Origin of the sequence: Myroides sp. JBRI-B21084, from assembly GCF_030545015.1 — a bacterium.
Lineage (GTDB): Bacteria > Bacteroidota > Bacteroidia > Flavobacteriales > Flavobacteriaceae > Flavobacterium.
On sequence record NZ_CP120653.1, the window covers coordinates 2018140 to 2032721 of the forward strand.

Consider the following 14582-nt stretch of genomic DNA (forward strand, 5'->3'; position numbering starts at 1 on the left):
TTTTTATAATTCGTTGGTACTAGCCTTTACAGGTATAACAACATATTGTTTTTTATATGCACCATTTTCGGTAGCAAATTGCCAACGTGTTGATGCAATTACACGTACAGCTTCTATATAAAAACTATTATCTTTAGCAATATCTTCTGGAGAAAAATCAAAAGGAACACCTTCTTCATTAATAGTAAACGATACATAAAACACAAAAAACGATTGTTTTTTGTTAGTTTTAGGCACATCGGTTTTTTTTACATTGTTGTAATTAAAGTTGTTGTTTATGTAATTGTGTAAATCATCGGTAGTACCACCAGTATAAATAACATCAGTAAACACTGGTTTGCTGGGCATTGCCAAGGTATCCTGAGCAAAACCAGTAAAACTACATAAAACTAATAATATACAACTACTTACCTTTTTCATAATTGTTGTAGTTTTTGAAGGTTTTCTAAAGCTTTACTAATTGATTTGATATGATCAAACGTTAACAATAAGCGCAAACCGTTTTTGGTTTGTTTTTCTTTTAACGTAGCCAGTTTTGGATATACCTGTACAAACTGCAGTACTTTACGGAATTGTGACGATTGGTAGTACATTGATTGTTGATCGCTAACAAAATAACCAATCATTTTGCCTTGTTTTAAAACCAGTTTTTCAATTCCTGCTTTTGAAGCAATCCATTTTATACGTACCGAATCTAATAGGTTTATGGCTTGTTTTGGCAATGCACCAAAACGGTCGGTTAATTTATTTTGAAATGCAATTAATTCATCTTCGGTTTTTAAAGTAGCCATTTCATTATATAAAGCCAAACGTTCTGAAACGCTGTTAATGTATTCATCTGGAAACAAAATTTCAAAATCAGATTCAATTACAATATCTTTTACGTACTCTTTGGTATCAATATTTTGTTCGTCTTCGTATAAATCTTTAAACTCGTTTTCTTTTAATTCATCAATAGCTTCGTTCATAATTTTTTGGTAGGTTTCAAAGCCAATTTCATTAATAAAACCACTTTGTTCACCACCTAAAATATCACCAGCACCACGAATTTCTAAATCTTTCATGGCAATATTAAATCCGCTACCTAAATCGCTAAATTGTTCTAATGCCGATATGCGTTTTCTAGCTTCTTCGGTCATTACACTATAAGGCGGTGTAATAAAATAACAAAACGCTTTTTTATTGCTACGCCCTACACGGCCACGCATTTGGTGTAAATCGCTTAAACCAAAATTATTGGCATTGTTTATAAAAATAGTGTTTGCGTTAGGTACGTCTAAACCACTTTCAATAATTGTTGTGGCAACCAAAACATCAAATTCACCTTCCATGAAAGATAACAGTAAGTCTTCTAATTTTTTACCGTCCATTTGGCCGTGTCCTATGCCTACTTTTGCATGCGGAACCAAACGTTGAATCATACCGGCTACTTCTTTAATATTTTCAATACGGTTGTTAATAAAATATACCTGTCCGCCGCGTTCAATTTCATAAGTTATAGCATCGCGAATTATTTCTTCATTAAATCCAACAACATTTGTTTCAATAGGATAACGATTTGGTGGTGGGGTTGAAATTACGGATAAATCACGTGCGGCCATTAATGAAAACTGCAAGGTGCGCGGAATTGGCGTTGCAGTAAGTGTAAGGGTATCAATGTTTTCGCCAATGGTTTTAAGTTTATCTTTAACGGCAACACCAAATTTTTGTTCTTCGTCAATAACCAATAAGCCTAAATCTTTAAAAACCACGTTTTTATTAACCAATTGATGTGTGCCAATAATAATATCAATTTTACCTTCGGCTAGTTCTTTTAAGGTTTCGGTTTTTTGTTTTGCTGTTTTAAAGCGATTTAAGTAGGCTACTTTTACAGGCATATCTTTTAAACGTTCGGTAAACGTTTTGTAATGCTGAAAAGCCAAAATAGTAGTTGGTACCAATACAGCAACTTGTTTGCCATTATCAACCATTTTAAAAGCAGCACGTATGGCAACTTCGGTTTTTCCAAAGCCCACATCGCCACAAACCAAACGATCCATAGGACGATCGTTTTCCATATCGGTTTTTACATCAATAGTTGATTTTAACTGATCTGGTGTATCTTCATAAATAAACGAACTTTCAAGTTCGGCTTGTAAATAACTATCGGGTGCACATGCAAATCCTTTTTCAAGTCTGCGTTTAGCGTATAATTTTATTAAGTTAAAGGCAATGTGTTTAACACGTGCTTTAGTTTTTTGTTTTAAGGCTTTCCAAGCGCCAGAGCCAATTTTGTAAATTTTTGGTGGCGCACCGTCTTTACCATTGTATTTTGATATTTTGTGTAGTGAGTGTATAGATACGTAAACAATATCATTATCTGCGTACACTAGTTTTATGGCTTCTTGTTTTTTGCCCTCAACATCAATTTTTTGTAAACCGCCAAATTTACCAATTCCGTGATCAATGTGGGTAACGTAATCACCAACCGATAGTGTTGTAAGCTCTTTTAAAGTTATGGTTTGTTTTTTGGTGTAACCATTTTTAATACTGAATTTATGGTAGCGTTCAAAAATTTGATGGTCGGTATAGCAAACAATTTGGTTTTCTTTATCAATAAAACCTTGAAATAAAGGCATTACAACGGTTTTGTATTGCTTAATTTGTTGATTTTGGTCTTTTAAGCTGCTAAAAATTTCTTCAAATCGGTTGCGTTGTGATTCACTAGAGCAATACAAATAATTGGTATAGCCGTTTTCGGTATTTTGGTTGAGGTTTTCGATAAGTAAATCGAATTGTTTATTGAATGACGGCTGCGGGCTTTGGAAAAATTCAATGGACAAGTTTGGTGTGAAAAAGTTTTGCTGAGCTAATTCAACCACGGTGAAATCTTCTGCTTTTAAAAGAAATTCGGTTGCAGGTAAAAACATTTCATTTGGCGATAAATGTTTTACATTAGTGCTTAACTTATCAAAAGTTTCGGTAGCTTTTTGAAACATTTTAGTAAGTTGTTCTTTAACTACCATGGTGTTTTGAATAAACAAAACAGTATTTGGATTAATGTAGTTTAAAAAGCTTTCACGTGTTTCTTGTAAAAACTTGTTTTCAACATTAGGTATAATGGTTATTTTTTTGTTGGTTTCGATAGAAAGTTGTGTTTCCACATCAAAAGTTCTAATACTGTCTATTTCGTTTCCAAAAAATTCAATACGATAAGGGTTTTCGTTCGAAAAAGAAAAAACATCAATAATACCACCGCGAACAGAAAATTCACCAGGTTCCGATACAAAATCTACACGTTTAAAATTGTATTCAAAAAGTACTTCGTTAACAAAATCAATAGTCATTTTATCGTTAACGGCAATTTTTAAAGTGTTTTTATCAAGTTGTTTTCGGGTAACTACTTTTTCAAACAAGGCATCGGCGTACGAAACAATAACAACTGGTTTTTTACGTGCGTTTAATCGGTTTAAAACTTCGGCACGTAAAAGTACATTGGCGTTATCGGTTTCTTCAATTTGATACGGACGGCGGTACGAACCTGGATAAAAAAGTACGTATTCTTTAGAAATAAGGTTTTCTAAATCGTTTAAATAATAAGCGGCTTCTTCTTTATCGTTAAAAATTAGCAAAAAATGTTGTTCGGCATTTTTAAATAATGCCTGAATTTGAAACGATAGTGCCGAACCAACAAAACCTTTGCTATGTATTTTTGTGCCTAATTTTGTAATTTGGCTTTGTAATTGTTGGGTTTTTGTGGCTTGTTCAACTATTTTTTTTATACTCATTATTCGGTAGGTAAAGCATTTAACGTAGCGCGTTTAACGGTGTCTATTGTTAGCATTAATTGGTCTTCGCCTGTTTCTTTTGGAATATTAGCTTTAATTTCAAATTCGTTAAACTGGTTTATTAAAGAATTGGTGTTTTTTTGTATGGCAGCAAGTAAATTATTAATTTCTTTAATATTTAACGGTTCTAATTCAAGCAACATGTCTAAATTTTGAATGTTGGTTTCAAGTAAAGCCAAACGAGCTTTAACTTCGGGTTTGTTATACATTTCGGGAATGTTTGTTTTTAAAACTGCGGCTTTTTCTACCAAAATAGTTGCCTTGCGTTTTAAGCTACTTAAACTGGCATTTGGTTTTATGGTAAGTTCGTTACTAAAATTATTCCATTGGTCCCAGTTGTTTATTTTAGAAGCCACTGCGTTATTAGCTACTACAACTTTAAATTGCCACTTTTTATGTATGCTGCGCACCAATGAATCTTGCGATATTTTGGTGGTTACAATAGGTACTGTTGTGTTTTTTTTATTACAACTTGTAAAAAGTGTTAAAAAAAGTACCGATATGATTAGGTATTTCATAGAAATGATGTTCTAAAATAATATGCAAAATTACTAATATTGACTGTACTAAATGTGTGTTGAATGGAAATAATACTAGGTTTTTGACATTTTTTATAAAACATTTAAAAAAAATAGGAACAAAAGCTATCTTTGTATCAGAATTTAAACAACATGAACAATACCAAAATATTAATTATTGGAGCTTGTGGCCAGATAGGCTCTGAACTTACCCTAAAATTACGCGAAATTTACGGTTTAAACAATGTAATAGCATCGGATATTAGAAAAGGCGAACAAGATGTTTTTAAAACAGGACCTTTTGAAATTGTTGATGCAATGAATTATGACCAAGTTGCAGCAGTAATAGAAAAGCACCAAATTAACGAGGTGTATTTAATGGCAGCATTATTATCGGCAACAGCAGAAAAAAATCCTGCTTTTGCTTGGGATTTAAACATGAATTCGTTGTTTCATGTACTTAATTTAGCAAAAGACGGTAAAATTAATAAAATATTTTGGCCTTCAAGTATAGCTGTTTTTGGGCCAACAACGCCAAAACAAAACACACCACAATATACCGTTATGGAACCATCAACTGTTTACGGAATATCAAAACAAGCTGGTGAACGTTGGTGCGAATATTATTTTAACAAATTTGGTGTTGATGTACGATCTATTCGTTACCCAGGTTTAATTTCTTGGAAAACACCTCCGGGTGGTGGTACTACCGATTACGCTGTTGATATTTATTACAAAGCGGTTGCAGAAAATAAATATACTTGTTTTTTATCTGAAAATACCAAACTTCCAATGATGTATATGGACGATGCTATTAAAGCTACCATTGGAATTATGCAAGCTAATAAAGATCAAATTAAAATACGATCGTCATACAACTTAGCTGCAATGAGTTTTACACCAAAACAAATTGCACAAGCTATAGCTAATGAAAAGCCAGGATTTGAAATTTCTTACGAACCTGATTTTAGACAAGATATTGCCGATTCTTGGCCAAGTAGTATTAACGACGATGAAGCTAGAGCACATTGGGGTTGGCAACATAATTTTGATTTAGAAACTATGACAAAAGAAATGTTAGAAAATCTTTCGCTATAAAATGTTAATTTTTTAGTGCTATTTTTTAAAACTTTGCAAATAATTATTACTTTAGCAAAACAATGTAATACCTGTAACTATAATTAATTAACTATGAAAAAAGTATTCGCACTATTATTAATATGTTTACCATTAGTAATTTTAACAGTTTCTTGTCATGAAGAAGAAGATCCAATCACATCAACATCGCCTTATAACAATTACAAAGGCTCGTGGACAGGAACATACATAGGAAGTGATACAGGTGAAATTAGTTTTACTGTTAACGGTGAAGGTGTAATTATTGGCGATGTAGAGTCGGCAGGTTTTCCTAATTTAGATTTAACAGTAAGTGGTAAAGTAAATGTTCACGGAGAAGTTACAATGAATTTTATTTATACAAACGATGAAAATAATGATGAAATAATAGGTTCTTTTGAAGGAACAATGAATAAATCATTTTCATCGGGTAAATGGACAAATACTAAGCAAAATCCGGCAATATCAGGAACTTGGACTGCAACTAAGTAGTTATAAAATAACACGCAAAAAAAGAGCAATAATAAAAGTTATTGCTCTTTTTTTTGTTTAAAAAAATAGCGTTTTAATAAATCTTTAAGAGGTAGTTAACAAGAATAGTGTAATAAAAAAATTATTTTTACAACCCTTTTAAATTTAATACATACATAAATTTTGGAATAGAATTAAAAAAAAGCCTATGACAAAAAATACCAATACAGAATTTAGCGGTAAAAAACTGTTTGCAGTACTTACTAAAGAAAAAAAAGATGTTGCAAGTATTTATATTTATGCCATATTAAACGGTTTAGTACAATTAAGTATACCCATAGGTATTCAGGCAATTGTTAGCTACGTAATGGGTGCAACCATGGTAACATCATTATACATTTTAATTGGTTTTGTGGTTTTTGGCACCTTATTAGCAGGCTTTTTTAGGATTAGAGTAATGCAAATTATAGAAAAAATTCAACAAAAAATATTTGTAGAATATTCGCTAGCATTTGCAGAAAAATTACCAAAAGTAAATTTAGATGCTACACAAAAATATTATCTACCCGAATTGGTAAACCGTTTTTTTGATATTCCGAATTTACAAAAGGGAATGTCGAAAATTTTACTTGAAATACCTACCGCTTTTATTCAAATTCTTTTTGGAATTGTATTGCTTTCTTTTTACCATCCATGGTTTTTAGTGTTTGGCGCTTTGGTATTGTTACTTGTAGTAATAATTTTTAAATATACATCAAGTTCAGGAATTGCTTCAAGTTTAAAAGAAAGCGATAAAAAATACGAAGTAGCTTCGTGGTTAGAAGATATAGCAGTATCAGTTAAAACATTTAAAATTAACGCTAAAAACAACACACATTTATTAGGCACAGATAACCGTGTTGTATCGTATCTTACACATCGTACAAGTCATTTTAAAGTGCTCCTTTTTCAATATTGGACTATTGTTTTATTTAAAGTGATCATAACATTATTAATGCTTTCCATAGGAACTTATTTGCTAATAAATCAAGAATTAAATATAGGCGCATTTGTTGCTGCGGAAATTGTTGTTTTAACCATACTTACCGCTGTTGAAAAGCTTATTAAAAGCTTAGAAAGTTATTACGATGTGATAACATCGTTAACAAAGCTTAATAAAATAACCGATTTACCAGAAGAACCAAACGCTAATATTGAGTTAACTGAAAGTAAAAAAGGTATGGAAGTTGTTTTTAAAGATGTTAGCATTCAATTTAACAATAATAAGCCTGTTTTTAATCAACTGTATTTTGAAGTAAAACCTAATAGTTTACATATAATTAACGGAGCATTAGGAACAGGAAAAACCTTGTTACTTAATACAATGGCAGGCTTTTATACACCGATTAATGGAACCATTATGTTTGATAAAATTCCATTAAGTAATATTGATAAAGGCGCTTTTAGAGAACAAACAGGTATTTATTTAGAAGATATGAAAATTATAAAAGGAACCCTTTTAGATAATATAACTTTAGGTACCGAAGCTTTTCAAACACAAGATGTTTTAAACTTAGCAGAAATGTGGGGTATTGAAGATTTTCCAAGTCAATTTTCTCAAGGATTTTTAACTCCTTTAAGTGAAACAGATACAGAATTATCGTTTAGTGCCCGAAAAAAAATAATGCTTTTAAGAGCAATGCTAGGTAAAAAAAGACTATTGTTATTGGAAGATCCTTTAGATGGTATGGATGAAGCTTTTACACAAAAAATGCTCAATTATTTAAATAATTTAAAAACAAGCACTACTATAGTAATCGTTTCAAATAATAAGCAATATACACCATTAGCCGATTGTATTTTTACAACACAAAACAATTCCGTTATTAAAATTAAATAACAAAGCAATTAGTAAAAATTCATCATTCAAAAAAATAATAATAATGAAGCCCAAATCTTTTGAAAAAATATATCATTATAACCGTGATTCAAGAGTAAAAAGGTGGTTTTACATTTTTATTGCCTTGGCAATTATCACACTTTTTTTACCTTGGACCCAAAATATAAAAGTTACAGGTAATGTTACCAGTCTTTACCAACAGCAGCGCCCACAACAATTACATTCACCAATACCAGGAAGAATAGTAAAATGGTACGTAAAAAATGGCGATTATGTAAAAAAAGGCGATACCATTTTGCAACTAACCGAAATTAAAGATGATTATTTAGATCCCATGCTAATTGCTCGTACTTCACAACAAGTTGATGCAAAAAAAGGAATGCGCGATTTTTACCAAGCTAAAGTAGAAACAACAAACACGCAGTTAAATGCAATAAACAGCGCACGTGATTTAAAAATAAAACAACTAAAAGTAAAATTACAACAACTACAAAATAAATTAGCAACCGAAGAAGCCGAGCTTAAAGCTGTAAATAACGAATTAATTCTTATAACAGATCAATTTAATAGGCAACAAAAAATGTATACCGATGGTTTAGTATCACTAACACAGTTTCAACAACGCAGCGCATCGTTCCAAAATGCACAAGCTAAAAAAACAGCTGCCGAAAACAAACTAGCCCAAACAAAACAAGAGGTTGTTGCTACTACAATTGAACAAAATGCTGTAGTACAAGAGTATACAGAAAAGCTAAGTAAAATTCAAGGCGATCGCTTTCAAAATTTAGGTTCTATTGAAAACAGTACTGGAGAAATTGCTAAACTTGAAAGTCAAATTACAAATTACAAAATACGCCAAGGACTTTATTACGTTTTAGTATCACAAGATGGTCAAATAGTACAATTAAACAAAGCAGGTATTGGCGAAATTCTAAAAGATACCGAAAGTATTGGAACAATTGTTCCATTAAAAGTGAACCATGCTGTAGAAGTTTATATAAAACCAGTTGATTTACCATTAATTAAACCAGGGCAAAAAGTAATGTTAATTTTTGATGGATTTCCTGCTATTGTTTTTTCTGGCTGGCCAAACAGCAGTTACGGCACGTTTGCAGGTAAAATTATAGCCGTAGAAAATACCATACATGCAAACGGAAAGTTTAAAGCCGTAGTTATTGCCGATACATTAACTAAACCTTGGCCACCACAAATAAAAATGGGCGCTGGCGCACAAGGTATTGCAATTTTAAACGATGTGCCTATTTGGTACGAATTATGGCGAAATATTAACGGATTTCCAGCAGATTATTATACCGTAGCAACCAATAAATCAACCACCAAAAAATGAAAAAACTAAAAGTTACAGTTTTTACCTTTTTTCTGTTTTTTTTCTTTACAAATGGTTTTGGACAAGATACCTTAAAATTGAGTCATGCCGAATTTATAGCAATTGTAAAAAAATACCATCCTTTGGCTTTAAACTATCAATTGCAAAATACAATAGCACAACAAGAAATACAGAAAGCACGCGGAAATTTTGACCCTATTTTTGAAGCTAAAAATGGAGAAAAGGCCATAACTGGTACAACGTATTACAAGCAAACTAATTTAGGGGTTGAAATTCCAACGTGGTACGGGATAACGGTTAATGGTAGTTATAACTATTTAAACGGACAAAAGTTAAATAATAACGAAACAAAAGGGGGATTGTATCAATTAGGTATTACAGTACCTATAGCTAAAAACTTGTTGTACGATAAACGCCGTGCTTTGCTAGATCAAGCCAAAAGCGCTTTAAAAATGTCACAAGCACAACAAATTTTACTTACAAATGAATTGTTACTTACAGCCGATAATGCGTATTGGAATTGGGTGCGTTTGTATCAAAATTATTTGTTGCAGCAACATGTTGTACAATTAAACACAACACGTTTAAATTTTACCAAAAAAAGTTATGAATATGGCGAACGTGCTGCAATTGATACTACCGAAGTTGTAGCACAATTACAAAGTTTTGAAATTGAAAAGCAAGATGCATATTTAAAATTTTTAAAGGCAACACAGGAACTTTCACTGTTTTTATGGACAGAAAACCAACAGCCTTATGAAATTTTACAACCAATAACACCATCGCAACTTTTGGAAAATGCAGAAATTGATAAAAACTATTCCACATTAATTGCCCAAATTGATAGTAAAAATTTAAACCAACATGCAGCTTTGTTGTATTACCAACAAAAAAACGAAATTCTAGAAAGTGAACGCAATCTTAAAAAGCAAAGTTTATTACCTAAGCTAGATTTTACATATAACTTTTTGAACAAAGAAAATTATAAATACGAATGGTTGCCTATGTTTGAAAACAATTATCAGTACGGGTTAAAACTTGAAATTCCTATTTTTTTAAGACAAGCACGAGCAGACTATCAAATGGCGAAATTTAAATTGCAACAAAACCAAATAGATTACAATTACAAACAACAAGAAATTATAACTAAAATTAATACTTATAAAAACGAAGTTTTAAGTTACCAACAACAAATAAAAGTTTTACAAAGTAATATAGAAAATTATAAGCGCTTGCTTTATGCAGAAGAGGTTAAATTTAACAATGGCGAAAGTTCATTGTTTGTAATAAATACACGCGAAAATAAACTTTTAGCAGTACAGCAAAAATTATTAGATGTGCAATTAAAATTTATAAATAGCTATAATTATTTAAAATGGATTAATGAAAATTTTAGTCAATAACCACTTCACACGTTTGGTAAAACTAAATTTTATAAAAAAATATTTAAAATTATAGTGCTATTTTTGTAATATGAAATTTTCCGAAATCGTAGGTCAAAACCATTTAAAAAATCATTTAACAAATAGCGTACAAAAAGGGCGCATACCGCATGCACAACTTTTTATAGGTCCAGAAGGTAGCGGTACTTTACCTATGGCGTTAGCTTATGCGCAATACATTATTTGCAGTAATACCGGAAACGAAAACCAAGGTGGTTCAACCGCTTGTAACCTAAAATTTAATACACTGCAACACCCCGATTTGCATTTTGTATATCCTGTTGCATCTACAAGTAGCGTTAAAGACAAGCCTGTAAGCGATGATTTTATTAGTATTTGGTACGATTTTATCAATCAAAATAAATATGCTACTGTAAACGATTGGTATGAAAATGTTGGTATAGGCAATAAGCAAGGAAATATTTCGGTTCATGAGTCATCAAATATCCTAAAAAAATTAGCATTAAAATCGTACGAAGGCGGCTATAAAGTAATGATTATTTGGATGGCCGAACGGATGAATATAGAAGCGTCGAATAAAATTTTAAAAATTTTAGAAGAACCCAACGATAAAAACGTATTTATTTTAATAGCCGAAGACGAAAAAGCTTTATTACCTACTATTGTATCGCGTTGCCAAACTTTACATTTTAATCCTTTAACCGAACAAGAAATTTACCAAGCATTGGTTGATAATGAAAATTGCGACGAGGCCGATGCGTACAGCATAGCAAAAGAAGCGCAAGGTAATTACAACAAAGCTTTAAAATTGCGATACAATATTGTAAACGATTATCCGTTTGATGAATGGTTTGTAACTTGGGTTCGCGCTGCATTTAGGGCTAATAAAAATGCCCGTGTAGTGAATGAATTAATAAAATGGAGCGATGAAATTTCGGCCATTGGGCGTGAAAAACAAAAACTTTTTTTAAACCATTGTATGGAATTGTTTAGGCAAGCATTAATGTTAAATTACAACGCACCTAATTTGGTTTACATGCACCCAAAAGTTGAAGGTTTTAAACTGCAAAACTTTGCTCCTTTTGTAAATGAAAACAATATTTTAGATATTTTTACCGAAATTGAAGAGGCTATTTTTCATATTGAACGCAATGGTAACCCTAAAGTAATTTTTACCGATTTATCAATTAAACTTACTCGTTTAATGCACAAAAAATAAGTTTAACTACCAAACTTTTTTACTTTAATGTTTTTTTGTTGCACTTGAATTACAAATTCGGGTACATTAGTAATTTTGCCTGATTGTATTTTAACAGGTTGATTTTGGTTGTTACAAAAGGTATTATCGGGTAAAGATTTTGCATCAATTTTTATTTCGTATGTACCAGTAGGTAAAAAAGCTATAAACAAACCCTCGTCGTTTGTAGCAACACGCTGTACAAACTGTCCGTTTTTTGTAATATTAAATACAATTCCACCCGTTTTAAAATCAAAATTTTTCACTAATTTTTCATCGTAGCTATAGCTAATTTTTCCTTTAAGAGTACCGTTTTGGTGCAATGGTAGTGCAATGGTAGTGGTGTAGCTGTTTATATCAACACTAAAAGCATCGGTAAACCATCCACTTTGTACTATTGGTTGAATTTGATAAGTTCCAAACGGTATTTTTTTATACAAAATTTCGCCTTTTTCATCTGTTTTAAAAGTTGTTTTATCAACAGTAACAAAAACATCGGGAGCAATTTCATCGTTTTCATCAAGTATGTTGTTGCTGTTTTTGTCGTAAAATACAATTGTTTGTAAAGTTCCTTTTTTACCTGCCGATGCTGCTTTACCGCCTAATTGCGCATTTAAACCAGCTTCAATTAAAAACATGTGATTTGTTTGTAAAAATGTGGTGTTGCTGTTTTTAAACCACGAGGTGTTTAAAAAAAATCGGTAATTAGTTGCAGACGTGTAACTTGTATTTAAAAAGGCCGATGGTGTTTTGCCCGAAATGAAATCGCTAATAAACGAAGCACCGCTGCGAATTAATAATTTGTTTTCAAAAAACTTTTGGTCTGAAGTAACAGTTACGGTTAAGCGTTTAAAATCGCTTTGGTTTTTATTTGCTACCAATAAAGAGGTGTATTCAGAAATAAAAAAGCTTCCGTATTGATAAGCAGCACCAGCATTAAAACCCTTAAAACTGTAAATAGAATTTATTTTAAAATGTGGATACGCTTTTGCCGACAAGCTTGTTTTTCCTAATCCTTCTTCAACAGCTAAAATTACAGAATGCTTTAAATTTTTGCTTTGCCAATTAAAGTTATTGGTTAAACGTACAGCTTGTATATTAAGTAGGCCGTTAGCTACAATCCAATTAAAATTATTGCCACTTTCTTTATAGTATTGTAAACCAAGAGTTTTGCCAACAAATTTTAGTTTTGGGAAACTAATTCCGCTATCAACACGCAAATTGGTTGTTTTTAAATTTAATAAATAAGTAAGCGAATTTGGGTTGTATTCAGAATAGTTAAAGTTGGTAAACCAAAGTTTATCGCGTTTTAGATTTTTTAAAATGTTTTGTTGAAATTGAATAACTCCACGACGATTTCCCGGAAAATAACTACTGCTTATGTAATAGTTACCGTTTAATCTAAAGTTGTTAATTTCGCCATTATATTGTGTTTCAATAGCAAACGATGGTTTGTAGGTTGCTAATTTTTCGTAAAAGCTGTATCCGCCATGCGCTTTTAAACGTAAATTCCATTTGTTGTTGTAAAGTTTTGTTTTTTCAAAACCAAGCATTTGGTGGGTAACGTTTTCATATACATCTTTCTTAAAAACATAATTAATATTTTTTTGGTTTGTAGCATTATTTATGCCTAAAGTTGCAATACCAAACATTCCATAACTACGTTTAAGAAAGGTATTGGGTTCAATTAAATTATAATTTTCATCGATAAATCCTACCTGAAAACGGTTGCTTAAATTATTGGTTAGTAATTCGTATTGTATCCCTCTACCAAATAAAGGTAATTCTAAAGGCTGATTTAAATTACCAATTTTTATATCTTGATTTTCTAAATGATATTCTAAAAATGTGTTGCTAATTAATGGTACGTTTTGATTTTCGGTTTGATAAATATTTGTGTTAAGTGTAACGTATCCAGCGGGTAAATCAATATCGCCCGAACCTAATAATTGATAAACATTAGAATTGTTGCCGTTGGTTTTAAAACTTGTTGTTATGCTGTTTTTTTGGTGATATACCGCGTTTGCTGTACTTAAAATATCTTCGTATTGTTTTACCGATGATACATTTTGTACAACTATTGATACGTTGCCAAATAATAACTTTTCGGTGCTGCGCATAGCCGCTACATTTACAACAAATTGCGATTGCTCTAAAAGCTGTTTGGTAGGTTTAATTTTGTAGGTAAAAACGGTATCTTTATGAATGTTAACTTTTGCCGTTTGTTCAAAAAAGTTGTTTTCACTGGTTAATTTTGGAATACTAAAAACAACAAATACCTGCTGAGGTTTGTTTCCTAAATTACTTACTTGCACTTTTACAGCTAACGAATCGTTTACGTTTGTTAAATAAATATTTGGCAAAACAGCTTGCAAACTCATTGCATTATTTTCTTCAACAACCTCTTCAATAATTTTGGTAGCTATAATTTCATTTACCTTGTTGTAAAGGTTTATAATGATTTCTGATTTTCCTGCTACAATTTCTTTTCCTTTTAAAATTTTTAAAGGAATAAATAGTTGTTCGTTTGCTTTAAGTTGTATTTTAATTTCGCTACCCGTAATGTTTTTGAATCCTTTTGGAGTTTGAATTTTTAAAGTTCCCTCAAAATTATTTTCTGTATGGTTTTTTAGCGCAATAGTTTGATCTATTAAATGTTTATAAGCAGCATTATTTGTTTCAATATTCATATCAATATTGTTTTGAGCCTGCAATTGAATGGGTGCAGCCACAAAACAAAAAAATAGAATAATTAAAATTTTAAATAATTGATGCATTTATAA

The 14582-nt window shown here is 31.3% G+C and carries 10 protein-coding genes; 6 read left to right on the top strand and 4 right to left on the bottom strand.

What is annotated here, in order from left to right:
- Nucleotides 1–3: 3 nt before the first annotated feature.
- From P3875_RS09670 to P3875_RS09680, 3 genes are read right to left on the bottom strand one after another with little or no spacing between them, the layout of a single operon-like run.
- Nucleotides 4–420, bottom strand: coding sequence for a hypothetical protein (locus P3875_RS09670; protein ID WP_303443760.1), 417 nt, complete (start codon nucleotides 418–420; stop codon nucleotides 4–6).
- The gene (gene mfd, locus P3875_RS09675; protein ID WP_303443761.1) at nucleotides 417–3767 is read right to left on the bottom strand and encodes a transcription-repair coupling factor; all 3351 of its coding nucleotides are present in this window, start codon (nucleotides 3765–3767) and stop codon (nucleotides 417–419) included. The genes P3875_RS09670 and mfd overlap by 4 nt, the downstream gene beginning before the upstream one ends.
- Nucleotides 3767–4345 (bottom strand): hypothetical protein, encoded by a 579-nt coding sequence (locus P3875_RS09680; RefSeq protein ID WP_303443762.1) that lies wholly within the window; start codon nucleotides 4343–4345, stop codon nucleotides 3767–3769. Before P3875_RS09680 ends, mfd begins: the two co-directional genes overlap by 1 nt.
- Nucleotides 4346–4498: 153 nt before the next feature.
- On the opposite strand from P3875_RS09680, the gene P3875_RS09685 reads away from it, so the two are divergent.
- The 6 genes from P3875_RS09685 (at nucleotide 4499) to P3875_RS09710 (ending at nucleotide 11781) form a co-directional block, all read left to right on the top strand.
- On the top strand, nucleotides 4499–5443 hold the full coding sequence (locus tag P3875_RS09685) for an NAD-dependent epimerase/dehydratase family protein (RefSeq protein WP_303443763.1): 945 nt from the start codon (nucleotides 4499–4501) through the stop codon (nucleotides 5441–5443).
- A 93-nt stretch (nucleotides 5444–5536) separates the two neighbouring features.
- Nucleotides 5537–5953 (top strand): hypothetical protein, encoded by a 417-nt coding sequence (locus P3875_RS09690; protein ID WP_303443764.1) that lies wholly within the window; start codon nucleotides 5537–5539, stop codon nucleotides 5951–5953.
- Nucleotides 5954–6140: 187 nt separating this feature from the next.
- Nucleotides 6141–7811 carry a peptidase domain-containing ABC transporter gene (locus tag P3875_RS09695; RefSeq protein ID WP_303443765.1) on the top strand — a complete coding sequence of 557 codons (1671 nt, stop codon included), beginning with the start codon at nucleotides 6141–6143 and terminating at the stop codon, nucleotides 7809–7811.
- A 43-nt stretch (nucleotides 7812–7854) separates the two neighbouring features.
- Nucleotides 7855–9159 carry an HlyD family secretion protein gene (locus tag P3875_RS09700; RefSeq protein WP_303443766.1) on the top strand — a complete coding sequence of 435 codons (1305 nt, stop codon included), beginning with the start codon at nucleotides 7855–7857 and terminating at the stop codon, nucleotides 9157–9159.
- Complete coding sequence (locus tag P3875_RS09705; protein ID WP_303443767.1) at nucleotides 9156–10562, top strand: TolC family protein; 1407 nt, start codon at nucleotides 9156–9158, stop codon at nucleotides 10560–10562. The genes P3875_RS09700 and P3875_RS09705 overlap by 4 nt, the downstream gene beginning before the upstream one ends.
- Nucleotides 10563–10632: 70 nt before the next feature.
- Nucleotides 10633–11781, top strand: a complete 1149-nt coding sequence (locus P3875_RS09710; protein ID WP_303443768.1) for a DNA polymerase III subunit — start codon at nucleotides 10633–10635, stop codon at nucleotides 11779–11781.
- A 2-nt stretch (nucleotides 11782–11783) separates the two neighbouring features.
- Here P3875_RS09710 and P3875_RS09715 read toward each other — a convergent pair whose 3' ends face one another.
- Complete coding sequence (locus P3875_RS09715) at nucleotides 11784–14576, bottom strand: hypothetical protein (protein ID WP_303443769.1); 2793 nt, start codon at nucleotides 14574–14576, stop codon at nucleotides 11784–11786.
- Nucleotides 14577–14582: the final 6 nt, after the last annotated feature.